Below are 26,792 nucleotides of genomic sequence, written 5' to 3'. Positions count from 1 at the left end.
CAGGTCTGTACCATATGGTACAGACCTTTTGCATTTTAAGGTGGCATATGCACATAGGAAATATACATTCATTTGAAACCTTTGGCTCAGTTGACGGTCCTGGTGTACGTTTTGTAGTCTTTATGCAGGGCTGTCGTATGCGCTGCAAATACTGCCATAATCCTGATTCCTGGAAAATGGACGCAGGACAGCAGCTTGATGCACAGCAGGTTTTAGACAAGGCTCTGCGCTATAAAAGCTACTGGGGAGACAAAGGCGGTATAACTGTATCAGGCGGTGAGCCTCTGGTGCAGATGGAATTTGTCACAGAGCTCTTCACTCTGGCTCAGGATATGGGCATTCATACCACACTTGATACCTCAGGTGCCCCTTTTAACCGTGATCCTGACTATCTTGTAAAATTCAATGCTCTTATGGATAAGACCTCTCTTGTCATGCTTGATATCAAACATATAGATCCAAAGATGCATCTTGAGCTTACCAAATGCCCTCTTGAGAATATTCTTGATATGGCAGCCTATCTTGATGAGCTTAAAAAGGATGTGTGGATAAGACATGTGCTTGTTGACGGCTATACCAATGATGAGACCTATCTTAGACAGACAGCTGATTTTTTAAAGACACTGTCCAATGTGCGCCGTGTTGAGATCCTGCCTTATCACAGCTTTGGCATGTACAAGTGGGAAAAGCTTGGTCTGCCATATGAACTTACTGATGTTGCCACACCAACAGATGAGCAGATAGCAAGGGCCGGCGAGATTCTCAATGTGCAAAGTTATGCAGATTATAAAAAGGACTGATAGAAAAAAGAAGATGCTCTAGGGCATCTTCTTTTTTGAAGGTTATTTGTTTTCAAATGGGTAGGTCACACCATAGATTCTGCGCAGATTGTCCATAATCTGCATGACCTCAAGCGTCTGCTTGTGGGTCATGGAAGGACATTCTATAAGATCACGGTCAAGACAGTCCTTGCACTCTATAAGCTGATACTCATAGCCTGTAACCTGCTTTGGTATCTTTATCTCAGATACTCTTTCATGATCCTTGTTGAAAACCTCAATCTTTTCAGGATTGTTGATATTGGTAACTGCAATATAGCCCTCACTGCCATAGATATAGCCCATACGATCCGAGGCCACACAGGCATTGGCATAGAGTGAGGCTGTTTTGCCGTCGCTAAATTCAATGGCAATATTGTCTATAAAATCAACACCTGTAGTGTGCTTGACACAAAAGCCTTCAAGATGTTTTATCTCATGCCCAAAGAACATAAGCGCAAAGTTTAAAGGATAGATGCCAATATCTAAAAGGGCACCGCCTGCAAGCTCTGGCTTTATAACTCTCTCCTTTTTATCAATAGGGTAGCACAGATTGGCATTTATGGCCTTAACCTTGCCAATAAGGCCATCTTCAAGAGCCTTGGCTATAAGAGCGCGTGATGGCATATAGCGTGTCCATATGGCCTCGGTTATAAGCACATTGGCTTTGCGCGCTCTGTGAATAAGATCCAAAGCCTGCTCATGATTGGCAGTAAAAGCCTTTTCCACCAGAGCTGCCTTTTTATGATCTATACATAAAATGGTATTGGCATAATGCTCTGAGTGTGGGGTGGCAATATAGACCAGATCCACATTTTCATCGCATACAAGCTGTGTATAGGAGCCATAGCTTTTTGGCACATTAAACTCAAAGGCAAAGACATCGGCTCTGTCTTTGGAGCGTGAGGCTATAGCATAAAGCTCGATATCAGGACGGTTCAAGGCCAGAATGGTTCTTGCCATGACACGGGCAATGGCACCTGCACCCATTATTCCTATTTTCATCTCTAAATCCTACTTTGCAGCTACAGGTGTAACTATCAAGGTCAGCTCATCAAGTGGGCCTTTGGTAAATGAGGTTTTATAAATCATAGTTGAGGTTTTAACCTCAAGGTTTTCAAAAACCTTGTCATCCTCATTTTTATCAAATTCAGGTACGAAATTAAGAGCATTTAAAATTTTGTCAGCCTCTACAAAGTCACTGTGTCCTTCACAGGCTGCCACAAAGGTTCTAAAGGCTGTCACAGACTCAGGTGGCATGGCACCTTCATAACGGGTCTGTATCTGCACAGAGCCAAGCTCAATACCACCGTCTTTGGAAAAGCCACGTAGCTCAACAGCAGGGGAGAGAACAGCCACAAAGCCCTCTTTGGTATCATTGGCATTGGCCTTTGGCAGCGAGGTATCAAGGCCTGCAAGTACGCTGTTGAAGTTCTCTCTGAAGGCTCTTGGATCGGATATGGCTGACTGTGTGGTTATAACAGTACCCTCAAGCTGCTTTTCCTGATAGTATGAAAAGCCTGCTGAGCCAAAGTAGTACAGAGCCACGCATACTGCTAAAATTCTAAAGGCGCGGCGGGTCTTCATCTGCTTTTCTTCGGCAAGCTGTTCGGCACTTTTTACCTCACATGCTCCTTTGACCTCAGTGGTCTTATCCTTTGTATCGTTATTTGCTGTGTTGTTGTCCTGCATATTTTTATTCCAAGATGTTTGTAAAAGTATGTCAATCTTAAATTAAAAGAGCCTAAATTGTTCAATGCTCTTTGTGTTATGTGATACTGCGCTTAGATCATATATCAGCTGTCACTTGAGATAAGCATGATAATTGATCTGCTCTGCACCTTGATAATATCTCCAGGATAGATACGCGGCATGGCCGAGAAGGTGGCAGAGATATCATGATTGATATTTTTGGATGTGTCCACAAATAAAAACCAGTAGCGATGTGAGTTTTTAGGGCATGGCGGAATTTCAATCTCCAGATCCTCCCAGTAGGCATTGACAAATACATAGGAGTAGATGGAGTAGGTGCCCCAGTAGACCATAACGCCTACAGAGTGTGACATATCAGACCAGTCAGGCTGGAATGGCAGCACACCGTGCCACTGCAGTTTGGTGCTGCGCAGCGCATTGTCAAGCATCTTTAATGAGCGGGAATTGGCATGGGCCTCACGACTTGATCTGTAGGTACGATGCCTTATTAGCTTACGGGTAAACTCAAGCATTTCCTTTTGTCTGTCGTTTAAATTCCAGTTCATATAGGACAGTTCATTGTCCTGACAGTAGGCATTGTTGTTGCCTTTTTGTGTGCGCAGTATTTCATCACCCATGGTGATCATAGGTGTACCCATGGACAGTACGGTTAGGGCCATGAAATTCTTGCACTGACGCAGACGCAGAGAGTTGAGCTTTTCATCATCACTTTCACCTTCAACGCCGTAGTTGGCACTGTAGTTGTTATTGCAGCCGTCACGCTCAAACTCACCATTGTCCATATTGTGCTTGCGCTCGTAGGAGACCAGATCCCAGAGCGTAAAGCCGTCATGGCATGTGATAAAGTTGATACTCTTTTGCGGATCAACCTCTTTTTCATTATAGATATCAGGTGAGCCTAAGATTTTGTTGACAAAAGGTTTGATGGTACCGCCATCACCGCGCATAAAGGAGCGGACACAGTCTCTAAACTGCCCATTCCACTCACGCCACTTACGACCTGCAATATTGCCAAGCTGATACAGACCGCCTGCATCCCAGGGTTCGGCTATAATCTTGGTATCGGCAAGACGCACATTGCCGTCAATATCAAGCAAAGTTGGGGCATTTGGTATTGGCGCACCGTTGCTGTCACGGGCCAGAATAGAGGCCAGATCGAAACGAAAACCGTCAACATGCATCTTCTCTTTCCAGAAGATAAGAGAATCTAAAATAAGATTGCGCACTACAGAGCGGTTGGCATTTAAAGTATTGCCGCAGCCTGCGTAATTGCCGTAATTGCCGTTTTCATCGATGATATAGTAGCTGTACTTGTCAAGGCCTTTAAAGCAGTAGGTAGGACCGTTGTGATCACCCTCTGATGTGTGGTTGAAGACCACATCTAAAATAACCTCAATGCCGTTTTTGTGCAGAGCCTTGACCAGATCGCGAAATTCATTGATAGGGCCCATGATGGATGTATCTGAGGCATAATCCTCATGCGGGCAGAAAAAGCCCATAGGTGAGTAGCCCCAGTAATTTAATTTGCCAGGCAGGGCATCAAATTTGTCAAACTGGAAAATAGGCAGAAATTCAACAGCTGTGACACCAAGTTTTACAAGATATGGAATTTTATCAATAAGACCTTTGTAGGTGCCGCGCAGGTTTTTGGCAACGCCTGATGATTCATGAGCGGTAAAGCCTTTGACATGCATCTCATAAATTACTGTCTTTGACAGAAGATGGCGCGGAGCTGTATCTGTACCCCAGTCATAATCATCAATATCAATGACACAGGATTTGGCACAGGTTCTGTAGTTTTCGGTCATATCGCTTCCCTGAAAACGTCTGTACTCCTTTGGAAAAAGAATGCGCCTGCCATAAGGGTCGAGCAGCACCTTGTCAAGCTCGACAAAGTCTTTTGACTTGTTGATGCTGCGTATGGAATCTTTGACGCGCCAGGCATAAATCTGTCCTGCCTTTAAACCTTTGACAAAGACATGCCAGTAGTAGATTGATCTGTAAACCTGAGATGAAATAGTAATTACATCAGGAGATGTATCATCAACACTTTTGAATAATAAAAGCTCCATAGCTTCTGCAGCTGGGCAGTAGATGGCAAAGTTGACACCGTCCTCCTCAATGGTGGCGCCAAGGGCGCGGCAGTGTCCTGAGCTTATAATATATTCATGCATAAATTATTTTTACCTGAAATTCTTAAGTTAGAACCAAGTATTTTATCATGTTTTGACCTTTTATTTGTAAAGCACAATTGAGACAGAAAAATTATTGCAGTACAAAATAAAGCAATTAAGGTATTTTTGGTGCATTTGAAAAAAAACAATCACGCACTCTGGATTTTTTGCATATTTATGCCCTGGCAGCTGCGGCAGAGACATTGCATCTGTATTACAAGGCAGGTCTTTGTCTTTAAACCTCCTGCAAAAAAGTTTATTATCTTAGGCATAGTGTCAAAAGGAGAGATAACATGCCTTATAGAAAAATTGAAAATTACTGTTCATTAGTTGCCATCAATACTCTTGCAGGAGATTTAAAGCGCAACAGCACAAATATTCTAAAGGCTGTAGATTACTGTTATGCACATAATCAAAAAATGGTGTTTTTTGCCCATATGGCCTTTAGCGGACACAATCTTAAAGCGCTGCAGCAGGTAAAGAGCTTTATTAAAAAGATACATGAGGCCTTTATTGAATTTAAAAGCTGCCTTAAAGGTGATATGTATGTAGGCCTGGGTCTGCCTCTTTTGGGCACTGATGATAATGTCTATGAGTGCTATGTGATTTTAAAGGGACAGGATATTGTCCATCTTGAGATTGTAGATGATGTAAAAGCCTCTGCCACCTTTAGTCTTGATAACATCTATACAAGCTCTCATGGACCGCTGCAGCTTGAGTTTAATGTCAATGGCCGCTCTGAGCATGCAAGTGTCATGCTTTTAAATAAAAATACCATGGCACAGGATACAAAACTAAAGGCTGATTTTTTAATCTGTCCTTATGCTCTGCCTTATGGCACCGACAATTTTGCACAATATCAAAAGATGACAGCACCTGTAGCTGATTGCTTTAGCTACGCTCTTTTTATCAATCTTCTTGGCAATGACAGCGGCTATGAGATCTGCGACGGTCAGTGTTTTGTGACAGACAATAAAGGTACCATTTTGCAAAAAGGCAGCGCCTTTAGCTTTGATGATTACAGTGTGCTTTTTGTAAAAGAAAAGACTGCTAATATCAAACAAAATGATGAGAGTGATCTGTATCAGCTAAGCTTTAGAGCCTGCGCGCTTGGTCTTTTTGACTATATGCTAAAGAGCAGATCAAAAGGCTATGTGGTCTCATTATCAGGCGGTGCTGACTCAGCAGTATGCGCAAGTGCAGCAGTTGCAGCTCATGCTTTGGCCCTTGCTGAGCTTAAGGACAGATATTTTGAAAAAATGCACAGCCTTGGTTTTAACCTTGATGCCTCTTTATTTACAGGCAATGTGGAGCAGTATGTAAAACAGTATATTGCCCCCATAGTTTTAACCACAGTCTATCAGGGCTCTGTCAATTCATCAGATACAACATTTGGCGTGGCTAAGAATCTTGCTGAAAATTTAAATGCCACCTTTTACAACTGGCGCATTGATACGGCCGTTGATGCTTACGTATCAATGGTGCAGTCTGTAAATCCTGCCTTTGAGCTTACCTTTGAGAAAAACGATCTGGCCATGCAGAGTATTCAGGCCCGTGCCCGTCTGCCAGGCCTGTGGCTTTTGACCAATGTGGAGAATAAACTTTTAATTGCCACCTCAAACCGCTCTGAAGGAGCTGTGGGCTACTGCACCATGGATGGTGATACAGCAGGCTCCATAAGCCCTATAGGAGCCATCAACAAGAGCATACTTTTAAAGCTTATTGCCTGTATAGCCAAAGATGGTGTGAAATTATCCGATGGCAGCGTCTTTAGAATAGATGCTCTCTCTCCTCTTGCCATTATGTCGCCAACAGCCGAGCTTAGACCTGGCGGCTGTCAGAAGGATGAGGATGATCTTATGCCTTATGCACTTTTAGATGCCATGATTGAGCTCTTTTTTGACAGACACAAAAGCCCAGGAGAGATTTACACAGAGCTTAAGGGCAGGGTTTGTACAGGTGAGTATCACAGCAGCTTACTTAAAGCTGATATCAGACGCTTTTTTAGCATGTGCTTTAGAGCGCAGTGGAAAAGAGAGCGCCTGGCTCCTGCCTTTAGCTGTATGCTAAGCACTGATTTTGCGCTGCCTGTATTATCAGGGGCACTAGAGTCACTGCTTGCAGAGCTTGATACTTTAGATTAGCTATTGATAAAAGGGGAGCACTGCTCCTCTTTTTGTATCTGTGCACTGACAGGGTGCATACTCATGCTCTTATGGGGCCTTACAGAGTGTGAGCGGGCCGTCATGCTTTTTTGTGGCGCTTAAATTTGCTATTATATCTAGACTTTTTTTCTTATCTGGCAATATGTTCTTATGTACACAACAACTACGACATTCATAGTATACATTCTGGGTATGCTCATAATAGGTATTGTAGCAGCCCGCATGACCAATTCTTTAAATGATTATGTTCTAGGTGGCAGATCGCTTGGCCGTATAGTTACAGGTCTGTCAGCCGGTGCCTCTGATATGTCAGGCTGGCTGTTAATGGGACTGCCCGGTGCTCTGTTTTTATATGGTATATCCGAGTCATGGATTGCAGTAGGTCTGGTTATAGGTCAGTGGTGCAACTGGAAATTTGTCGCAGCCCGTTTAAGATCCTTTACTGCCAATGCCTCAGATGCTCTGACCATACCTGATTATCTGGCCGCCAGATTCAATGACAAGTTCAGATTCACTGCTATTGCATCAGCTTTTATTATTTTAATTTTCTTTGTGATCTACTGCGCCTCAGGCATGGTGTCAGCTGCAAGACTCTTTGAGCAGACCTTTGCCATGGATTATTCCAATGCTCTTTTAATCGGCGCTGTCTCAACCATTTTCTATGTATTTATAGGCGGCTTTTTAGCTGTAAGCTGGACTGATACTGTACAGGCAACCTTAATGATCTTTGCTCTGCTTATCACTCCTGTCATTCTGATTTTAAACTGTGGCGGTCTTGATGTGGCCAATGAAATGATAACCCAGAGAGGACCTGAGCTGTCAAACTTCCTAAAGGGCATGACGGCAGTAGGTCTTATCTCGCTTTTAGGCTGGGGTCTTGGCTATGCAGGTCAGCCTCATATTCTGGTGCGCTTTATGGCTGCAGGCTCTGTAAGAGGTCTTGGTGATGCCCGCCGTATTTCCATTACCTGGATGATACTGTGTCTTGTCGGTGCTGTACTGATTGGCTATTATGGCAATGCCTTTGCAGCAAGATATCCTGAGGTTGCCATCAACAATCACGAGCAGATCTTTATTATTGTAGCTCAGACCCTCTTTACTCCATGGGTGGCAGGTATTCTGCTCTCAGCTATTTTAGCTGCCATTATGAGTACCTTATCCTGTCAGCTGCTTGTGGCCTCAACCACACTGACAGCCGACTTCTACCGTCGTCTGATGCGCCCACATGCCTCACAGACAGAGCTTGTATGGTGCGGCCGCTTCATGCTTTTATTTGTGGCCATCATTGCCTACTTTATAGCCCTTGATCCAGAGGCCGGTATTTTACATCTTGTATCCTATGCCTGGGCAGGTTTTGGTGCCTCCTTCGGTCCGTGCATCATTTTATCTCTGTACTGGAAGAAGATGAATCTGCAGGGTGCCATCACCGGTATGGTAGTAGGTGCTCTTACTGTAATACTGTGGGAGAACGGCGGCTATTTTGGACTGTACTCACTAGTTCCTGGCTTTATACTCTCAGCTGTCTCAATTGTAGTGGCTACTCTTGTAACCTACAAAGGTGGCAGCGACGAGGAGAAACTATTCTGCGAGCTTGAGGATAAGTTCTGGGTTGAGGTAAAGGATAGATAGGATCTTATGCGCCTTAACGACGAACTGCCGGATAATTCCTATTATCAGTCTTATCTGTACAAGGCTGGGATACGCTTTGATGTAAATGTTATTGACAGCATCTGCAAAAAAGGTATTTCCTGGTCTTTTATTGCAGTTTTTCTGGTGCTTATAGCCATAAGTTTCTGTGCAGGCAATCTTGGTTTTTCACAAAGCTTCAAGCTTCCTGTAACCATAATCTGCCTTGCCTATATAGCCTTTTATCTATTGCGCCTGATGCTGTGTCTTAATATAAGAGCCAGGTTAAGGCGCGATAACAATCCTATAGTGGTCGAGGCCTATGCCACTGTCATTCTTGATATGCAAAAACCTCTGCTGATAAGTATTGGTAAAGGCCGAAAAGCTGCTGTCTTGTATAAAGAGTGTGGTACACTAAAGCCACGCTTTTTTACATCTGCAGTAAAACCATGCTGCGGTCTTGGATTTTATCCAGAGCAGATGGCAAGAGTCTTTATCAACAGGAAAAGACCTTCTATATATACAATAGATGATGCTACAGCCCTGTCTACAGTATCTAAAAAGAGCAGATCTTTTGTCAGAGGCAAGGTTGTTAATATTCAGAATAAAAGTGCTGATTAGAAAAATAATTATGTCGTAAATGCTATAAAGGCAGCCCATCTGGGCTGCCTTTATATTAAACAGCATAGAAGCACGCTAGAGCCAACTTACATGGCGTGTTCTTTCATAAAAAGGATGCTCTTTGAATCTCTCGTCAGCATCAACAGCATATTTGTGCTCAACCATCTCAAACATCTGAATGTCATTGAGGCTGTCGCCATAGCCATAGGAATCATCAAGAGAGATATTGTGCTGCTCTATGAATTTTAACAGACGCTTTCTTTTGCCTTCCTGATATGGGACAGTATCTGTAAGTCTGCCGGTAAGACCATGCTCATCAAAGCCAATAGGTGAGGCAATAACATCGCTGATACCAACAGTCTGAGCCAGTGGGCGGGCCAGGTAATCAACTGTTGCAGAGACGAGTACCAGATAGTCTTTGCGATGTCTGTGAAATTCTATGGCCTCCAATGCTCCCTTTTTGAGTTTTGGCACAATACGCTCTTTGATGCATGGCATTACAATATCCTCAATCTCCTGCGGGCTTTTACCGATAAGAGGCTTTACAGAATGATTTACAAAGTCCTCAATCTTAAGTTCGCCTTTAAAGTACAGATAATGAAAGTATTTTAGCGGCTTTACAAAGTCTTCATCGACAAGACCTATATCCTGCATGTAGTGGAAGAAGATATTATTGGTATCTCCATCGATTAGAGTGCCGTCCATATCAAAAAGAGCCAGTGCCATACACGTATCACCTATTGTAAATCAAAGTCATAAAGACCATCATCATAGACCTGCGGATTAAAAGGTCTTAGTAAAAGTTCTTCAGAGGCCTGAGATCTGAATACCTTTAAAATGCGTTTCATTTCATGATTGGTAATATCAAATCGATAGCGGTAATTGATAAAGTTATCACCCTCTGATCTTGTTACCTTGTTGATAACCACAAAGCCAAGCTGCAAAAGCAGTGAGCCGAGCTCTTTGCCGCTTGGGTTTACAGTTAGCGAATCTAAAAACAGCGCATCCTGACCATCACGTCCAAACAGCCAGTCAAGATTGAGGTTTTTAGCCTCAAGACAGTGTTTTAAAAAAGTGTAGTCATGATTGCTCATATAAGGCAGCAGTACACCGCCGTTGTCAATGGCAGAGCCTACAGAATAAGGGCAGAGCATTTTTTTCTGCCTGTCAGAGAAGGTATATCCGCCATAGATGGCCTCAAGAGCCTGTACATACTCACTTACAGTGACACCAAGGCGCGGAGAGACTCTTTTGAGCTCCTCTTTAAAGGTCTTTTTAACCTCATCGACACTAAAGCCAAAGAGGGTGTCACACAGAGGGGAGAAAGAATAGTCCTTGACAATAGGCAGACCTTCTGAGTACTCAGAGGCCAGATCGAATTTTACATGTCCTGAAAGCAGACTCCAGCGCACGCTTTCACCTGCCTGCTTGATGGCATTGAGCGTATCAAGATAGATGGCAAGGGCCTCCTGCTGATACTGTCTGTCCATAGCCTGCGTCATAAAAAAAGGTATGTCGTAATTATCAATAAGTACCACAACACTTTCATTATACTTGCGCGAAAGCTCACGCAGCAGGGATAAAAAGCAGATTTTAGGACGATGGGAGCTTGCCATGCGTGCTGAAAGATGATGCTCCCACATCTGCAGCTGCAGCATCTCAATTAATGCCTCTTTAAATTCAAGAGGGGTATTGGCTTTGATTTTATTTAAAGACAGTCTGACAACAGGGGCCTTGGGAATGACTTCATCAAAGCCTGCGGTTTTTATCTTGGAATGAACAATATCGCTTCTTGAGATAAAAGCTTCTATTGTCTCAGAGACTAATGACAGACCAAAACCTCGCGGTCTTATCATTAGATAGATATTTGGGGATCGCAGCCTGGGCTTTTTTTCAAGATGGGTGATAAAGTTTACAAGCTCAGCAGTTTTATCCACATAAAGGTGATCGTTTAAAAAGACTTCATGTAAGGTGGAATTGTTAGAACTGAGAAGATTCATAACTGCTCTTGATGTGGGCGGGGCCACTTAACTGACACCCGGTACCTTATAACCTGAACCTGGCTGCTACCTTCCGATCCTGACCTGTTAATCCAGGCACAAGTACGGGAGCGCTAAGTGGACCCCATATAGAGAATACATGATAATAAAAAAAAGAAATTTTGTAAAGGAGATGTAGTGCTAAATTTGATAATTGTTGAAATTAGTGAACAATATCAATATTTAGCACAAGTTCGCTTCTTCTCTTAAATTGTTTCCTCAATAGTTGCTAAAGAAAAATAAGTTTATTTATGAAATGATTGACGGTGATATTTAAAAAAACACTCCCTAAAGTATACGCTTTTGAAATGCCTAGCTAATGTATACTTGTAGGTTTTTAATTCAAATATCTTTATATCAGTTAGATATCTATTCTCGATATTCTTAAAAAAGAGAGCATCTAAAATTACGGCATTATCAAAAGTCTTGTGTAATAAAGCAATTTTTCCAAATCGGAATTGTTTATATCCATCAGAAAGCTTAATCTAAAAGCTCCTGTATTAATTTCTGAAGTATGACTGGTATGGGGATATATAATAAAATCAAGAGGACCATTTTCATAGTTGATGTCAATGAGCGAAAGTCTTTGTTATAAAATTACATATCATTGAATAAAAAAATGATATTTTAATAATTATTCATTAAAAATATAATCCTACAGGTAAATTATTATCTTGGGCATATGTTAAAAGATGTAGAAATTTCGTGCAAAAATTATAAAAACATTCATCTTCTGGAGCTGTGTTGTTTATAGCATTATGTAGTATTGAAATTACTTTAGGTATAAGTATTGGTTCGATTACTTCATCTTCATACATATTTATGTGAAGATGGTATTTAATGTTAAGAATGTGAAATAATTTTAATTCTAACTCATAGTAGAAATCTTCATAAAATGTAATAGATAAAAATGAGTATGTGTCAAGACCAGAGTTGTTGTATATATCATATCTATAAAGTCTTTCAATGAACTGATTTGAGAGTGGGACTAGGATATAATAGTGATGGTCTGGATCTAATAATGTGTTCATTTATTCTCCTAAGATAAGAAAATGAAATTGGTTATTTTGAGGTTTATATAATAAAAAAAATTTCTATATTAGATCATCTCTATGTATAGTTTATATAATATTTTTATTAAAATATAAGGGAGCTTTATTGGTGCTGTTTGCACTCATCTTTGCTCCCTTTTTATATTATTAATTATGAATAATAATATCAGCTAAAAATCTTCTGCCGATATTTATCGCTGCATTAATATCTGCATGTTTTTCAACCTGATGATTTTTACAGTTCTTAAACACACAGAAATATCTGCTTTGAGTACTATCTTTAGACATGCGACTTGCCGGAGCACGCCTTAAATTAAAGCGAATTATTTTTTTAAGCTGCTCAATATCTATAATACCCTCAGGGTATGGGGTAACCATAGGGGCTCTTTGATTGATGGCGTTATAGGTTTTTTTACTTTTAAGTCCAGGTACTAAAGTTTTGTGACTGTCTGATTTTTGATAGAGTTTAATTACTTCACCTCTTATATTGATCTCGCCCTGTGCGTTAACCTGATATTTTTTATGTTTATCCTCAAGCTCATCATTTTTTATTAATTCAAAAATATTTCTGCCACAGCATGAGCAGATTCTGCTGGTCATATATGCACTGACACTCACTCCGGGGTAGATTTTTAATTCTTTATCCTAAAATCCAATGATTTGTGTTACAACTTATAGCACTTCTACTTCTAACACCCTCGCATCTGTTCATATCCCATTGTAATTAAAGCTTATTTTTATCAATTTAACCTTGATTTTTTAAGGCTATTGTTCTATTATTCTTATATAAATTGTGTGCTTACTGTGTTACAACTGGGCGGTGTAAAAATGATTTATTTAGACAAAACGGTTGATATTCCAGTATCTAATGTATACTTTCGCCAAAGAGGCCCTGATTTATACATTTGTGAATTTATAGAGCCTTGGAAAGATGATGATGGCTCAAGAAAGAGCAATCGCAAGCGTCGCATCATCGGGGTACCTGTAAATGGCGAGCGTACTGACACACAAATGCACCCAAATGAAAACTATTACAAACTAAGAAATCTTGCACTACCTGAGGCTAATTACGCTAAAGTTGGTCTGCCAGGGAAGCACACATCTTTTGAATACGCACCAGGTGCTGTAATATATCCAGCGTTTCCGGCCATTGCCTATATAGCACTCCTTCAGTCAGGGTTATACGATAAACTCATAGAAGCCTTTAAAGATTCAAGACTTGTTGACTCTATGTGCTTTATAGCAACAGTATACGCATCTGGCAGAACATCGCTTGAAGCACTTGAAGAGCTGTCTACTACCTTTAACGCTTTCAATGATGCACAAGGAGTAACATCGCAGGCTGCATCTTACCTAATGCGCAATCTTGATACCAAAAAACTGCGTGATTTCTTCAAGTTATGGATCCCTTATGCATCAGGAAGCGACTGTCTGGCTTATGATGTAACTGCCTTTACTTCAAAAGCAAAACTTATGAGAGAGGCAGAGTATGGCTACACACATGGAACTGTAGAAAATCTGCCACTTGTAAACTATGCCTTATTTAGCAATGAGCGTACTGGCATACCTGTCTTTTTTGATCATTATTCAGGAAGTCTTACCGACAAAGCCAATCTCAAGAATATTATTGATACAGCGCTAGATCGCAACCTCCCAGAGAATATTACTCTCGTTATGGACAGAGGTATGACAACGCTTGATAATCTCAGACACCTTAAAGAGCTTAAATTAAAATTTATTGTAGGTGTTCCTGGAACTATAAAGGCTGTTGACGAATATCTGAGCTCTATTGCTACTAAAGAGCAATCTATAACCAATACCATAACTTTAAAGACGCGCAGTGGTGAGTGCGAGACCTTATATTGCTACACTGAGGACTTTATCTGGAACGATGTAAAACTCAAACTGCATTTATACCAAAGCGTTCAAAGGCGTGCCAATAAGATGGCAGATTTCTTTTCATCCCTTGAGGAGTGTAAGAGAGCTATTGCCGATACCAAAGAGCTTCCATCAGGAGCCTGTATAATGGCAGATGTAAAAAACTGCTTTGTGTATCAAGGAAAAGGCCGAGGTAGAAAATTAGTTCTTGATGAAGCTATAGCTCAAAAATATGTTAATCGTCTTGGTACTTTTGCCTTATTTTCAGAGCCTGAAGCTAACTATACAGCACAGGATGCTTTGGAATATTATAGAAGGCGTGAAATTGATGAGGCTAACTTTGATATTTTAAAAAATGACCTTAACGGCCTGCCGTTGGGCATTCACAACCAGAGCTCCTTAGACGGCAAATTCTTTATTCTCTTCATAGCTTTGGTTATAAAAAGAACCATTATGCAACGCATTAGAGGCTTTCTGCGCTCTAATAATAAATCTTATAAATATGCCGTTGAGACTTTGAACAATATTAAAGTTGAGTTTAGAGAAAGCGAGATCGCAATACTTGAATCAGGTCAGGTTGAGAAAAATCTTGATTACTTACATCAGGTTAATGCTCCAACCAAGTTTGCAAAATCTTTGCTGGCAGCAATAGTAGATCCGGATGGGCTTATAGTAAAAAAATCATACTTAAATCTAAAGGTCAAAAGAAAAAAAACAAAAGTTAGAGTGAAAAAATAACAAATTTAGTTGTAACACAAATCATGGGACTTTAGGCTTTATAGCTCTGACCTTTGGGTTTTACAGATTTTGAGGTTTTATTCTCACCCCTTACAAGCCTTAAAATATTAGTTTGCCAGTGATCTGCATCTCTCCACCATGATTTACGATTTGTATTTTGCATTTCTACATCAGAGTATAGAAACATTGAGTTTACAGCTTTATATACTAATGATAATTGCTTCGAACCGCTCTCAAGGTTAGAAACTTCTCGTTCCAGTACTGGAAAAGCATTATATTTTTGCATAAGACCTACAATGACACTGCAGATATCGCCTGTGACATTTTCTCTGATGTTAAACATTGTAGAATCAAAGCGTTGATTAAATTTCTGCGTTGTACTCTTTTTCTTTCTAAAAGAAGAAACGGATTTTATAAGGCGCCTGATTGAAGGTATTCTTATTGAACCAGTTGCAATAGGCTCTGCTTTGGCATTGCCGGCATCGCTTAAATTAAACACTGCATATGAAGGTCCTATCTCTCCTTGATCAATTGCAATTATGTGTTTAAAGCTGTAATTGGTGCTCTGAGATCTTGCATCATTAATAGGGATTGCAAGTGTAAATTCAGGATCATACTTTTTAAGCTCAAGACTCTCATCGGGCTTTAGCTGCTGACTGACTCTCTGCTCAACAAGCAGCGTCATATCAGAAATAGTGACATCGCCGTTATATATAAGTACTGAGTCAAGTTTTGACTTAAATGATGATGGACCTATAAGTCTGCCAGATATGCGCGTATTTAATCTGCTCTGCTTAGGGAATCCTTTTTTTTTACATATTGCTATGGCCTGTACATAATTGTCTTCCTTGGCACATTTATAGGGCAATTGATAAAACCAGTCATGAGGTAATTGAACAAGAAGCTCAGCATAGTCAGCAGGCGCTGAGCATATATTATTAAATGTCTGAGTTATATCTACCTTATATTTATCATTTTCAAAAACTAAAACCTCCTCTTCTATATACTGTTTCCAGCGTGTATTTTTTAGGTATCTCTCAGGCATAATCCATGAGGCATCTGCCTTTGGAACATAGAACAGGGTGAAGTTTTTAATCCAGGAAAATTTCGTTCTTAAGAAGAAAGTTTCACGATTTAATACTGTATAGCAACCACTGATTAATGATTTATAAATATTAAAAATGGAGCTTAGGGTAGATGGATCTACTTCATTGCTTTTTAATCTTATTTTGTGTGTTGCAGATAGAGATTGCTCTATCATATCATCTGGCAGTAGTGGTTTGACAATAGAAACTGGAACTGCTTTATTTATGCTAGATATAAAGAAGTTATAGTAAAAATACTTTAATTTTAAAAGTGAATTTAACTCTGATTTTTCAGCAATGGAATTACCTTCATACCTCTTATTAATCTCTTGTAATTTGTCAGTGAAAAGCAAGACAATTTTTTCACCAAAGTTTAAAACTTCTTTATTTATTTTATATCCCGCATTTTTCTGAGTGCTGTAAGGGGATATGTATATAGAGCCAAGCTTATTATGAAAGTATTTATTAAAATCAGTCTTATTATCAAAAACTTTATTATCTAAAAACCATTGCTGCAGCTCTTTACATAGAATGTTGTTATCTTCGCGGGCTATACGTCCTATTTTATGCAGGAACATTCTCACGGCAAGATCGCAGGCAGTTGTATTTTCCTTTGGTCTGTTATCTAATTTTGCCTGCTGAGTCTGCACTATATGATTAAAGGGAGAAAAGTTTGTAATATTGCTATGCACCCACTGCATAATCTTTGCAAAATGATTGTTCTGTGCCTCTGTTACAAGTTTAAGCTGCATTAGTTTTGCGTTTAATTCATTCTCAGCCTGCGGAACTCCGCCACTTAAATCATTTAGTTTTGGCAGTTTTTCTAATTTCTCCCAGGTCTGCAATTCTTCTTTTGTTTGGCGTTTTATGTCATGCCACAATGAGTTTTTGTCTTCAGCGACCTGATCTATTGTATTAAATATCTGCTCTTTATAAGCACAAAGTCTGTTGATTAGCTCTGAGTAATCTCTTATTGCCTTTATATCGGCAGATGATGCACCATGTTTGTGTCCAAGCAATCTGCTAAGAGCATCTTTGACATTAGTAGTGGTTGAACTGCTTTTTATATTAGAAATTAATTCTTCAATATCGCCGCGGTTAAGATTGCAATGTGTTAAAAAGTCATTGGAAGAGGAGATAAAAGCTTTAGGTATTTTGATTTCATAGCTGATGTTTAGTATGATTTTTTCAAGCTCTAAAAGCCTTTTTATATAGTTAGTTGCCCAGCTGCCAATATGTCCTCCAAAGCATGATCTGAAATAAGAAAGACGCATGTCATTTGAAAATAGGGAACTGTTAAACTCTAACTTGTCAGCTGCATTTTTAATGGCCTTGGCACAGTCAAACTTATCATCTGGTATGCCATAACACAAAGCTATTTCTTGCGCTGTAGATTCTTTAAAAAACTTATGACCATTACCCAAAAGCCAGGATAGAGCATTGTTGTTATTTGTTGTAAAGTTGTCTTTTACAAAGCGGTTAATTTTCTTGTCCGGATCGGTGTATCTTTCAAGAATTCTGGCAATTGCCAAATATGGCTCATATCCAGGCTCTGAGATAGCAAGATCTGCTGTAAGATCAAAAGCAACAGCGCTGGATTTTAAAAGTTCATGTGAGGATAAATGCTCTAAACATGGGTTATTTTGTGATTTTATAAATTCAAATGCTGATGTTGCATTGGAAAAAAGTCTAAATCCAGCCAGGACAAAGGTGCATAAATAATGTGTCAATGTGCCAGGCTCTACACCTTCAATTTTATTATATAATTTTATGTAGTCTGAAAACTTAGGTATTCTGTCTTGTATTTCAGACATATTCTCATTTAAATCAAGTCTGAATTTATATGTCAAAAGCGATTTTTCCTTTTTCTTGTCTGATACGCTGGCAGATGACATAGCCAAATGCTTTCTGAACTTTTGAGCTTTTTGTCCACTTATAAGTGAATGCTTGATATCTTTCATTGATTTTTTCCTTTTTTTTATATAATATGAAAGAACAATCCCTCTTGAGCATTGGATGCAGATTCTTCTGTCTCCGTACCTCGCTCATAAGGGCGCTGTTGGGATAGCAGTGCCTATCAAAACTATCCCACTATAATGCTTGTTTCTTTACCTCTCCTGGTAGTTTAAATCCTATATTGACAGGTCTTCCTCCTTTCTTTACACCTTCTGTAGGTATAATAAAACGAAGGCTGTCCCCGGAAAGATATGCTCTTAATGCAAGAACAACTCCGTGCAGAAGATTTTTTCTTCTTGTATACTGCCTGGTTGCCGGAACATAAATAATTTCTTCAAGATAATCTTTTATGTTATTAAGTGTATAAGATGTAAGATCTTTTGTATTTAAAGATCCATCCAACTCATTGTAGGCTTTCACTACTGATTCCTCAATTATGTAGCGATAAGGCTCAATGAGATCGTAAACCAGACTTGGATAATCTGTTGTAACATGCAGATAACCGTGACATGGAGACAGTTTATGAAATAATATCCATCTTAGCAATATTCCATATATAAACTTTGAACCTGCATCAAGAGTAATATTAATTGGACTTTCAGATCTTCTTGATGTTTCAAGTTGCAATCCTTTATACCAGTATTTCCAGAATCGTGCTGTAGCTTTAGCTTCTACAGCTCTAATTGCGTCTATATTTCGAGTCTTGCCTAATTCATCGTAGTATGTGACGTACATAGTACAGCATCTGTTCATTGAATTTAACTTTTGATGAATTATTGTTCTTGCAATATAACACCTTTTTATTTCATTGCTTCTGTACAATATCTGATTACTTAAAATATCATTAGTATCGCTGAGATTAGATGGTATAAAAATATATGGTTTTATTATATTACGTCTATGAATTATAAAAATAATACTATATTTTGAAAGCTCATCTAAAAACTCTAGAGGTAGCGAACCAGTTGCTCCATAAAACAATAAAAAATCAACCTTGGCAAGATCGGCTTCTATTTCTCCTCCATTGTATTTAATAATCCATCTGGAGGTCTTTTTAACTCTGGAGACTTCAGAAAAGTATGGAAGCCAAAGACTGACTTTAGAGCTTTTGCTGTTGTTTTTCCAAGTCCATATAAAATCATCATGTTGTTGCTCGTTGATTTTTAAAGGTTTTATGTCCATAATCATGCTCAACTTTATTTTTTATATGATAATTACTGTAATTATTATATTAGTTTTAATCATTTATTTTTTGATATGTGTTTGATTTTTTGATTAATTTATATGCTATGCTCATTATTGATAGGATTGATGAGGCTGATAACTTGGTAAGCTCTCATTATTGATAGGATTGATGAGGATGTCAAAACGAATGAACTCATTATTGATAGGATTGATGAGGTACGGCAAAAACAGCCCTCTCATTATTGATAGGATTGATGAGGCAAAAAACTTTCACTTTTCTCATTATTGATAGGATTGATGAGGACCGTGAAATTTATTGAACTCATTATTGATAGGATTGATGAGGATAGCAATGCATCATCAGCTCATTATTGATAGGATTGATGAGGTGTCTGTTATGGGTGTTACTCATTATTGATAGGATTGATGAGGCCAAAACGCTTAAACCAACTCATTATTGATAGGATTGATGAGGTACCTATTTAAATACATTCTCATTATTGATAGGATTGATGAGGAATAGTTGCTCGTGGCTACTCATTATTGATAGGATTGATGAGGTAAAAGCCTTCAATACAACTCATTATTGATAGGATTGATGAGGTAGAGCTGTCTAAGCTAACTCATTATTGATAGGATTGATGAGGTAAGATTGCACTAACCTAAACTCATTATTGATCGGATTGATGAGGTATGTTTTCACGACAAAATGACATGTTAAATATAATAATGCTCTTATCGCTGTCTAGAGATAAAATTTTTATAAGCTCTAAAGTTTTTAAAGCAAACTAGAGTTGATGATACAATTATGTCAGATCCTGACATAATTTTAATGTTTCTTTGAATTATATTGTTTTTAAAATGCGAGTTAAAAAGAAAAGACGCGATATAAGTGGTATCTTACTTCTTGATAAAAAAGAGGATATGTCATCTTCACAGGCACTGGTTATTACAAGAGCCATAATGGCAGCACAAAAGGCTGGTCATACAGGATCGCTTGATCCGGCCGCCTGCGGTCTTTTGCCTATCTGCTTTGGAGAGGCAGCCAAGTTTTCATGCTTTTTTTTAGATGGCAATAAAAAATATATTGCCACTGGCACCCTTGGCATAACCACAACCTCTGGTGACAGAGAAGGTGATGTTGTCATAAAGCGCGATGTGGGCAATGCCATGGATCGCCTTTATGAAGTTATAGAGCAGTTTAAAGGCACTATAACACAGGTACCGCCAATCTACAGTGCCATCAAGATCAACGGCAAGGCTTTATATAAATATGCAAGAGCCGGAGTTGAGGTTGAAATACCTAAAAGACAGGTCACTATCTTTGATATAAAGGTTTTGGATATAAAGGCTGATACCTTTACTGTTGAGGTGACATGCTCCAAGGGTACCTATATAAGAACACTGATTCAGGATATAGGTGAGGCTTTAGGCTGTGGTGCCTATGTCAGCTATCTGCGCCGCTCTGGTGTGGAGGGTCTGCCAGAGGGGCCTTTATACAGCATTGATGATCTGCAGGCTATTAAAGACAGCAGATCCGATATTGATGATTTTTCAAAGCTTGATGAGTTGCTGTTGCCTCTTGAGCTGTGTGTGGCATCGCTGCCAGTGGTAAATCTGCCATATGCTATGGCCGAACCTTTAACCCACGGTGTAAGACAGGGCAGGGATTTTGATGGCTGTGATTTTGACAAGGCTCTTATAGCAAAAGAGGAGGAGAATGTGCAGATACGCTGCAACGGCCGCTTCCTGGGTGTTGGCTATTTTAAAAAGGGTATGTTAATTCCACGCCGTATGATGTCAAATCTGGATTTTTAAAACCTTACATCTGCTCTGTGTACTTTTGCAGCAGATGTAAAATCAAATCTGCGTGATCATTGCTGTCATTTAAGGCAGCAATATACTCAAGCCTATCCCCGCCATGTTCAATAAAGCGTTTTTGATTTTCAATCTTTATCTCATATAAAGTCTCAAGACAGTCAATGCTGAAGGTGGGAGCAATTACAGTTACATGTTTAATGCCATCTTTGGCAAGTTCAATTAGTCTCTCATCTAAAAAAGGGCCAAGCCAGGCCTGCCTTAAACCTGCTGGTGACTGATAGGTATGACTTATCTTATCAGGATTGAGCATAAGAGCTTTGCACACTGACTGTGTAGTACCTGCGTTTAGCACTTTGTTTTTAGAGAAAGCCCATACGCATCAGTGTTTGAGTGAATTTTATTTTTTTTCTTCACTCAAACAACACACCCCAATTTTTTCTATGCTAGTGCCAGCTGAAGCGAAGCAAGTCTGTCTTGAGAAATGAGATTTTCGGAAGGATGGAGTTTTAGAGCCTTTTTTATATAAAACTCAGAATTAACTAATTTAAGAGGCTCAAGACCTGAAATTTCCGGGTTTCAATCTCGGTTGATCTTATTAATAACCAACACCAAATCCTATATATATCAATCAATGAATCTGATCTTTAATCTTTAAATCTTGGTTTTAACTATAGATCCGGGACGTTTTATATCATTCCTAAATTTGCTCTTGAATTCCTAATCTTCTCGCCTGATCTTGTAATCGCAGTTCTGCCTTTTGCACATATCTTATGTTATGCAAACCTTTATTCTTAAGCATATACATCAGATCTTATTGCATTATTTTAATGCACTCGTCTACAACGCAGCTCTTTTTATGGCTACTTTATGTAAACTATTGAACATTGTTAGAATCAACTAAAAAGTTGTTTTGCTAGGATATTAGAAGGAGAGGTGAGCTCACTTCCGCCAAGAATAAAGAGCTCACACTACTTGAATGTTTATTTTAACACAAAATTTATTTTCTAATATTGATGAGCTCAATGAAGCCATCAATAATGGCCTTTCAAAGCCTATAAGATTGCTTTTACATAAAGATGCTTTTCAATATTTAATCTGTCCACTCTGTAATAAGAAACTCAAATTTAAAGCTTATATTAGCAAGGCCAAACGCCTGATCTATGGAGTGAAAATTACAGTGCTTATTCCTCAGATGTTTTGCGAAAACAAAGATTGTAATTGTGGTGCTTGCAAGAAGCATAAGGTGTCACGTTACCATCTTGTACAGCCAGATATTTTTGAGCCTGGCCAAAGTCATTTAAAACAAGTTATTGAAGACTATATAGCAGCAGAATCAGAAAATGTACAAAATAAAGATTTAGAAGCTCGCTGCGGTGATCTCAGTCTATTTAAACAAGAATGTAAGAAAGTATTAAAGCTGATACAAAGATGGAAATATCATATAAAACAGTTTAACTCTCTCAAGCATAGAGTATTTAAATTTTTTGATATTACGGTTTCATGCCTGACGGCCCCTAGGTTCTGCCTGTTGCTCCATAATAGTGAAAATATACAAAATGCCATACTTATGCGCTTTCGTACAGCAAATAACGACTAATTTTTAAAAGTCCTTAAAATACCCTTTGTTGAAGACAAACATGGGGTTTGTCATATTTTTTTAAGGAACTTTTAATGACAAAAAGACAGCATTTGAGCGCAGACAAGCTCAAAGACATAGCCAAGCTTATTCTTGGAGGGCTGAATAATACCCAGATTGGAGCTAGAGTTGGTGTCTCCCGTTTTACTGTATCGCACATAAAAGAGAGGCTGTTTAAAGCAGACATCTGCTCCCGATACTCTCTTGAGCTTCTTAGTAATCAGCAACTTGTAGATATATGCTATCTGGCATCAGGTACAGATAATGGTACTCAGGAGGAGCATGTCTCCCGCTCAGAGTTTATGCCAGATTTTTTGGAGATGGCTGTAGACCGCCTGGAAAGGCATATGAGCAAGCAATTTTATTATTTTAATTACATGGAAAACTGTATTGCCAATAAATGGCACTACTTATCTCGCAGTCAGTTTTATCATTATTTAAAAAAGGCAGAAGATGAGCTTTTTGCAAAAACGGCTGATCCAGTATTTATCATGGACAAGACATATGGACTAAGCTGCGAAATTGATTTTGCCGGAAAAAAGTGTGCTCTGACACTTCCTGGAGGCGTTAAGACAGATTTTAATGTATTTGTAATTGTGTGGTCTGCCAGTTGTTACGTTTTTGCAAGATTCGTAGAAAGACAGACCACAGAGGCTACATGCATAGCTATAAGCGCTGCATTTAAGCACTTTAACTGTCTACCCCAGGAAATAATACCTGACAATGCCAAAGCATGGGTAGAAGATCACTCTATTATATCAGAGCCTATCATAAATAAATCATTTGAAGACTTTATGTCGCGTTTTGATGTATTTGTACATCCAACATCACCACGTGCGCCAACTCATAAATCCAGGGTTGAATACGCTGTAAGGTTAATAACTGAACGTGTTATCAACAATTATGACAGTGACACACCAAGATCACTGGAGGAACATAACCACCTATTACAGGATCTGATTGAAAAGCGTATTAATCAGGCCCAGCTGCGTGGAGATTTAGAGCAAAACAGAGCCTATCTGTTTGAGCATTGTGAAAAACCTAAAGCCCGCGCCATGATCTCTACCATACCTCAATTTGCCCATATCTATATCCTCAAAGTGCCTCGTAACTACCATATAACATTTGGTACAAATAAATATTCTGTCCCATATACCTATATAGGTCAGGTGGTAACAGTCAGAGTGTATGAAAATATATTAACAATATCATGCGATGATCGCCTTATTGCCACGCATCCTATTAATTTTGCACAAAATAACAGCGTCAATACGATTAGAGCACATATGCCTGAGAACCACAAGGCCGTTCAAGATGAAAGGAAGTATTTAAAGATTGAACAGGCGCTGGATGAAGCTTTTAATCTCAGTAAAAATCTGCACTCATACTGTTCATGGAAAAATAAGCAAAAAAACGGACATGCCCTCAAAGCATGTGTTGCGGCCATTAATTTCTATAAAGGATCTGCCAACACAGAGCTTGCTGATAAGACATTCATGAAAATAATGCAGATGGAACCAGCTGTTAGAAACATAACAAATTTAGTCCAAATTTATAAGCAGATGGTATCAGAGTCTTTAAAACCGCGTGAGGATGATATTGCCGATATAGCCTGTACTGCAGAAGATCCCGTCATCAATGAGCCCAGATCTGACAAAGCCAGTGAGCAAGGTAATTTAACATTTAGTGTTGATGACGATGGTGTTCTGCGCAACTCTAGAGATGTGGCTATGGCCAGAAAATTGGGTAAAGCACAGGAGAATAAATAATGTCAAATGAACAAACTTACACTCTAACTGAAGATGAAAGCCGTATAATAAAAGCTTTTAAAGACATTCGTTTAAAAGGCCTTGCTCTGGCCTTTCATCGCCAGTTTACAACGCCAGACATATTTAGCGGTTTGACATTTAATGAAAGACTGCTGATGGCGCTTCAAGAGCATATTGATTATGCTAATGAGGTTAAAGGTCAGACGCTGTTAAAGCGCAGTAAACTCAGAGGAAATCAAGATTTAGATTTTATTTTAAGGAGTGAAAAGAGAGGGCTTAGTAATACAACTATGGCAGAGCTTGCCTCGCTGAGTTTTGTAGTTAAAAAACAAAATGTCATAGTACGAGGAGCATCTGGAACAGGTAAGACAGAGCTCATATGCAATATCGGTAGAAGAGCTTGCCTCAGAGGCATGAGTGTACAATATACAATAGCCAATGATCTCCTAGAGCAATTCTCTATATTTAACGTAGAGCAAAGACTTAAATTCAGAGAAAAGCTTAAAAAGGTGCACCTGCTGATAATAGATGATTTATTTTTGACCGACTTTTATGAAGCCAGGTATGCTAAATATCTTAATGATATTTTAAATGATCGTATTAATACTGCGTCTACACTGATAGCAACACAGCTTACATCTGTAGGTATGGCTAAAAGGTTTGTAAATATTGATGCAGCCATAACAGATGCTGTAACTAGGCGCATTAATCAGTGTGTACAGGATATTACACTTCTGCCATATGACTTTGTCTAGGAGCTTGTCGTGTATAAGTTAAAAATATTAGGCCGTCTTGCATTTAATAATGACAGTAACTGTCTTTATATTGATGACTATGAAATAAATATAGGAGATACCATCTATCTGAAAAAAAAGGATAGACATGGCAAATCAAAATGGATCTCCCATATGGTCGATTTTAATTTAAACAGCCATGAATGGTTTCTAGGAGGTAAACCAATGAGGCCGCAACTTCATCTTGGCAGAGTTGTTAAAATCGATATCATTTTATAACACAAAAACCCTGGCCTAGTGTCAGGGTTTTATCTCTAATAAGCCTATATAAAAGCTATATTTATGGCGTCAGTTTACAGAGTAACTGCCTAAAGATCTGACGTGCTATACAAGATCAATAGATGATGTAACGGAAGTACTGTTTTGGTGCAATAGGAACTTCTGATAACCCTCAGGATCTGACGATGCCTTTAAAGATGGCATGATTACCAGAAGGATTTAATAGACAAAAGATCATGTGTAAGAAGAGCGGAAATACTGATTTAGGTCAGGATCAGATGTATAAAAACAGTATTGAACAAAAGTAGGCAGGAACTACTGCTAGAGTTTAGGACAAATTTTAGCTCAAGATCAGATGAGATTTAATAGGAATTGGTGTCGTCCGTTTTCAAGATCTAATACTGAGGCACTACCGGATCAGATGAGATTTTAGACCGGATTTTCCAGTGTCAACAATAAAATAGCAGAAAAGCCATTAAATAAGGACATAATTATGAGCAATTTTAATGACAAACTAGCAGAGCATTGACAATATGAAAAAAGGTGCAAAGTTCGTTGTCTCTTTATTGGCAGCATCAGTTCTTTCTCTTGGCAGTGTAAGCACAGCAACAGCAGCTGACGCTGAGTATGCAGTTGTACTGAAAGTTCTCTCATCTGAGTTCTGGCAGACAATGAAAGACGGTGTAGAGAAAGAAGCTGAGAAGCAGGGTATTAAGGTTGACGTATATGCCGCAAATACCGAAGATGACGTTGAAGGTCAGACTACTCTGATGGAGAATGCTGTAAACAAGGGCTATAAGGGTATTGCTTTTGCTCCTATTTCTCCAGACAACTTAAACCCAGCAATTGCAGAGGCCACCAGCAGAAATATTCCTGTTGTTAACATTGATGAAATCGTAAATCTTGATGGCCTGAACGCTCTTGGCGGCAAGGTTTATGCTTTAGTAGCTACCGACAATCAGGATGTAGGCAGAATGGGTGCTCAGTACATCATTGATCAGATTGGCGGTAAAGGTAAAGTAGCCATTATTGAAGGCAAGGCCGGCACTAAGTCAGGAGAGGATCGTAGACAGGGCGCTACAGATGCATTTAAAGCTGCAGCTCCAGGAATTGAGTTGGTTGAAAGCCAGCCAGCTGATTGGGATAGAACTCGTGCCTACGACATTGCTACTAACTACTTAAACAAATATCCAGATCTCAAGGGTATTTATGCATGTAATGACACTATGGCCATGGGTGCTCTGGCAGCTGTAAATGCTTCAGGCAAGAAGGTTATAGTTGTTGGTACCGATGGTAACTCAGATGCTGTAGAGTCAGTTAAGAATGGTGAGCTTGGCGCAACTGTACGTCAAAGACCAGATGAGATTGGCGCACGTGGTGTTCAGCTCTTAATAGAGGCTGTAAACGCCAAAGCTATGCCAGAGACTCCAAAGCAGGAGATGATTAAGGCTGAGTTAGTTGTAAAAGACTAGTTTGGTTTGGGCCATGCACTAAAAGTGCATG

General features: G+C 39.2%; 21 protein-coding genes, 1 other RNA gene and 1 CRISPR repeat array. Of the genes, 11 read left to right on the top strand and 11 right to left on the bottom strand.

Translation table 11 applies throughout. The features are described from left to right. Positions 1–47 precede the first annotated feature (47 nt). Positions 48–800, top strand: a complete 753-nt coding sequence (gene pflA / locus DRZ93_RS09165; protein ID WP_113746415.1) for a pyruvate formate-lyase-activating protein — start codon at positions 48–50, stop codon at positions 798–800. A gap of 42 nt (positions 801–842) precedes the next feature. On the opposite strand, the gene DRZ93_RS09160 is transcribed toward pflA, so the two are convergent. The 3 genes from DRZ93_RS09160 to DRZ93_RS09150 form a co-directional block, all read right to left on the bottom strand. Continuing rightward, positions 843–1,823: a Gfo/Idh/MocA family protein gene (locus DRZ93_RS09160; protein WP_113743923.1), complete on the bottom strand. Its 981-nt coding sequence runs from the start codon at positions 1,821–1,823 to the stop codon at positions 843–845. Between the two features lie 9 nt (positions 1,824–1,832). Then, the gene (locus tag DRZ93_RS09155) at positions 1,833–2,510 is read right to left on the bottom strand and encodes a hypothetical protein (RefSeq protein WP_113746414.1); all 678 of its coding nucleotides are present in this window, start codon (positions 2,508–2,510) and stop codon (positions 1,833–1,835) included. Between the two features lie 104 nt (positions 2,511–2,614). Further along, entirely contained in the window at positions 2,615–4,705 is a 2,091-nt protein-coding gene (locus DRZ93_RS09150) for a glycogen debranching protein (RefSeq protein ID WP_113743925.1), read from the bottom strand. Between the two features lie 293 nt (positions 4,706–4,998). On the opposite strand from DRZ93_RS09150, the gene nadE reads away from it, so the two are divergent. The 3 genes from nadE to DRZ93_RS09135 all read left to right on the top strand — a co-directional run bounded on the left by nadE (position 4,999) and on the right by DRZ93_RS09135 (position 9,117). Continuing rightward, positions 4,999–6,849: an NAD(+) synthase gene (gene nadE, locus DRZ93_RS09145; RefSeq protein ID WP_113746413.1), complete on the top strand. Its 1,851-nt coding sequence runs from the start codon at positions 4,999–5,001 to the stop codon at positions 6,847–6,849. A gap of 171 nt (positions 6,850–7,020) precedes the next feature. Then, on the top strand, positions 7,021–8,499 hold the full coding sequence (putP, locus tag DRZ93_RS09140) for a sodium/proline symporter PutP (protein WP_113743927.1): 1,479 nt from the start codon (positions 7,021–7,023) through the stop codon (positions 8,497–8,499). A gap of 6 nt (positions 8,500–8,505) precedes the next feature. Beyond that, a complete protein-coding gene (locus DRZ93_RS09135; protein ID WP_113746412.1) occupies positions 8,506–9,117 on the top strand; it encodes a hypothetical protein in 612 nt (203 codons plus the stop codon). A gap of 75 nt (positions 9,118–9,192) precedes the next feature. On the opposite strand, the gene DRZ93_RS09130 is transcribed toward DRZ93_RS09135, so the two are convergent. From DRZ93_RS09130 to DRZ93_RS09110, 5 genes are all read right to left on the bottom strand, one after another. After that, positions 9,193–9,843 (bottom strand): HAD family hydrolase, encoded by a 651-nt coding sequence (locus tag DRZ93_RS09130; protein ID WP_113746411.1) that lies wholly within the window; start codon positions 9,841–9,843, stop codon positions 9,193–9,195. An 11-nt stretch (positions 9,844–9,854) separates the two neighbouring features. Further along, on the bottom strand, positions 9,855–11,117 hold the full coding sequence (locus tag DRZ93_RS09125; protein ID WP_113746410.1) for an AAA family ATPase: 1,263 nt from the start codon (positions 11,115–11,117) through the stop codon (positions 9,855–9,857). Between the two features lie 22 nt (positions 11,118–11,139). Continuing rightward, positions 11,140–11,236, bottom strand: an RNA gene (ffs, locus tag DRZ93_RS09120) — signal recognition particle sRNA small type. Between the two features lie 561 nt (positions 11,237–11,797). After that, on the bottom strand, positions 11,798–12,187 hold the full coding sequence (locus DRZ93_RS09115; RefSeq protein WP_113746409.1) for a hypothetical protein: 390 nt from the start codon (positions 12,185–12,187) through the stop codon (positions 11,798–11,800). 168 nt (positions 12,188–12,355) lie between these two features. Continuing rightward, positions 12,356–12,808, bottom strand: a complete 453-nt coding sequence (locus DRZ93_RS09110) for a hypothetical protein (RefSeq protein WP_113746408.1) — start codon at positions 12,806–12,808, stop codon at positions 12,356–12,358. A gap of 228 nt (positions 12,809–13,036) precedes the next feature. On the opposite strand from DRZ93_RS09110, the gene DRZ93_RS09105 reads away from it, so the two are divergent. Continuing rightward, positions 13,037–14,824, top strand: a complete 1,788-nt coding sequence (locus DRZ93_RS09105) for an IS1634 family transposase (protein ID WP_113744158.1) — start codon at positions 13,037–13,039, stop codon at positions 14,822–14,824. A gap of 31 nt (positions 14,825–14,855) precedes the next feature. Here the strand turns inward: DRZ93_RS09105 and cas12c are convergent, their stop codons facing one another. Continuing rightward, positions 14,856–17,870, bottom strand: coding sequence for a type V CRISPR-associated protein Cas12c (cas12c, locus tag DRZ93_RS09100; protein WP_113746407.1), 3,015 nt, complete (start codon positions 17,868–17,870; stop codon positions 14,856–14,858). 130 nt (positions 17,871–18,000) lie between these two features. Then, the gene (locus DRZ93_RS09095; protein WP_172458164.1) at positions 18,001–19,047 is read right to left on the bottom strand and encodes a CRISPR-associated endonuclease Cas1; all 1,047 of its coding nucleotides are present in this window, start codon (positions 19,045–19,047) and stop codon (positions 18,001–18,003) included. A gap of 110 nt (positions 19,048–19,157) precedes the next feature. Further along, a CRISPR array of direct repeats spans positions 19,158–19,742; the repeat unit is 25 nt; unit sequence CTCATTATTGATAGGATTGATGAGG. Positions 19,743–19,911: 169 nt separating this feature from the next. Here DRZ93_RS09095 and truB point away from each other — a divergent pair. Further along, positions 19,912–20,868 carry a tRNA pseudouridine(55) synthase TruB gene (truB, locus tag DRZ93_RS09090; RefSeq protein ID WP_146741112.1) on the top strand — a complete coding sequence of 319 codons (957 nt, stop codon included), beginning with the start codon at positions 19,912–19,914 and terminating at the stop codon, positions 20,866–20,868. Between the two features lie 4 nt (positions 20,869–20,872). Here truB and DRZ93_RS09085 read toward each other — a convergent pair whose 3' ends face one another. Then, positions 20,873–21,223 (bottom strand): ferrochelatase, encoded by a 351-nt coding sequence (locus tag DRZ93_RS09085; RefSeq protein ID WP_146741111.1) that lies wholly within the window; start codon positions 21,221–21,223, stop codon positions 20,873–20,875. Between the two features lie 624 nt (positions 21,224–21,847). Between DRZ93_RS09085 and DRZ93_RS09080 the strand changes: the two genes are divergently transcribed. From DRZ93_RS09080 to alsB, 5 genes are all read left to right on the top strand, one after another. Next, positions 21,848–22,468: a hypothetical protein gene (locus DRZ93_RS09080; RefSeq protein ID WP_113745870.1), complete on the top strand. Its 621-nt coding sequence runs from the start codon at positions 21,848–21,850 to the stop codon at positions 22,466–22,468. Positions 22,469–22,542: 74 nt separating this feature from the next. Next, positions 22,543–24,276, top strand: a complete 1,734-nt coding sequence (locus DRZ93_RS09075) for a Mu transposase domain-containing protein (RefSeq protein WP_113746020.1) — start codon at positions 22,543–22,545, stop codon at positions 24,274–24,276. Continuing rightward, on the top strand, positions 24,276–25,031 hold the full coding sequence (locus DRZ93_RS09070) for an ATP-binding protein (RefSeq protein WP_113745864.1): 756 nt from the start codon (positions 24,276–24,278) through the stop codon (positions 25,029–25,031). Before DRZ93_RS09075 ends, DRZ93_RS09070 begins: the two co-directional genes overlap by 1 nt. Positions 25,032–25,040: 9 nt before the next feature. Then, positions 25,041–25,289 carry a hypothetical protein gene (locus tag DRZ93_RS09065; protein WP_113745863.1) on the top strand — a complete coding sequence of 83 codons (249 nt, stop codon included), beginning with the start codon at positions 25,041–25,043 and terminating at the stop codon, positions 25,287–25,289. Between the two features lie 533 nt (positions 25,290–25,822). After that, positions 25,823–26,761, top strand: coding sequence for a D-allose transporter substrate-binding protein (alsB, locus tag DRZ93_RS09060; RefSeq protein WP_113746403.1), 939 nt, complete (start codon positions 25,823–25,825; stop codon positions 26,759–26,761). Positions 26,762–26,792 lie beyond the last annotated feature (31 nt).

The sequence above is a fragment of the Anaerobiospirillum thomasii genome (assembly GCF_900445255.1).
In the GTDB taxonomy this organism is placed as follows: domain Bacteria; phylum Pseudomonadota; class Gammaproteobacteria; order Enterobacterales; family Succinivibrionaceae; genus Anaerobiospirillum_A; species Anaerobiospirillum_A thomasii.
The sequence above is the reverse complement of the archived record's forward strand: the minus strand, read 5'-3'. Positions and strand labels throughout refer to the sequence as shown.

Coding starts and splice junctions, on each gene's coding strand:
- DRZ93_RS09135 (WP_113746412.1), top strand. CDS start 8,506: ATGCGCCTTAACGACGAACTGCCGGATAATTCCTATTATCAGTCTTAT.
- DRZ93_RS09130 (WP_113746411.1), bottom strand. CDS start 9,843: ATGGCACTGGCTCTTTTTGATATGGACGGCACTCTAATCGATGGAGAT.
- DRZ93_RS09125 (WP_113746410.1), bottom strand. CDS start 11,117: ATGAATCTTCTCAGTTCTAACAATTCCACCTTACATGAAGTCTTTTTA.
- DRZ93_RS09150 (WP_113743925.1), bottom strand. CDS start 4,705: ATGCATGAATATATTATAAGCTCAGGACACTGCCGCGCCCTTGGCGCC.
- nadE (WP_113746413.1), top strand. CDS start 4,999: ATGCCTTATAGAAAAATTGAAAATTACTGTTCATTAGTTGCCATCAAT.
- DRZ93_RS09080 (WP_113745870.1), top strand. CDS start 21,848: ATGTTTATTTTAACACAAAATTTATTTTCTAATATTGATGAGCTCAAT.
- putP (WP_113743927.1), top strand. CDS start 7,021: ATGTACACAACAACTACGACATTCATAGTATACATTCTGGGTATGCTC.
- cas12c (WP_113746407.1), bottom strand. CDS start 17,870: ATGAAAGATATCAAGCATTCACTTATAAGTGGACAAAAAGCTCAAAAG.
- DRZ93_RS09105 (WP_113744158.1), top strand. CDS start 13,037: ATGATTTATTTAGACAAAACGGTTGATATTCCAGTATCTAATGTATAC.
- alsB (WP_113746403.1), top strand. CDS start 25,823: ATGAAAAAAGGTGCAAAGTTCGTTGTCTCTTTATTGGCAGCATCAGTT.
- DRZ93_RS09155 (WP_113746414.1), bottom strand. CDS start 2,510: ATGCAGGACAACAACACAGCAAATAACGATACAAAGGATAAGACCACT.
- DRZ93_RS09095 (WP_172458164.1), bottom strand. CDS start 19,047: ATGGACATAAAACCTTTAAAAATCAACGAGCAACAACATGATGATTTT.
- DRZ93_RS09160 (WP_113743923.1), bottom strand. CDS start 1,823: ATGAAAATAGGAATAATGGGTGCAGGTGCCATTGCCCGTGTCATGGCA.
- DRZ93_RS09115 (WP_113746409.1), bottom strand. CDS start 12,187: ATGAACACATTATTAGATCCAGACCATCACTATTATATCCTAGTCCCA.
- truB (WP_146741112.1), top strand. CDS start 19,912: ATGCGAGTTAAAAAGAAAAGACGCGATATAAGTGGTATCTTACTTCTT.
- pflA (WP_113746415.1), top strand. CDS start 48: ATGCACATAGGAAATATACATTCATTTGAAACCTTTGGCTCAGTTGAC.
- DRZ93_RS09110 (WP_113746408.1), bottom strand. CDS start 12,808: ATGACCAGCAGAATCTGCTCATGCTGTGGCAGAAATATTTTTGAATTA.
- DRZ93_RS09075 (WP_113746020.1), top strand. CDS start 22,543: ATGACAAAAAGACAGCATTTGAGCGCAGACAAGCTCAAAGACATAGCC.
- DRZ93_RS09070 (WP_113745864.1), top strand. CDS start 24,276: ATGTCAAATGAACAAACTTACACTCTAACTGAAGATGAAAGCCGTATA.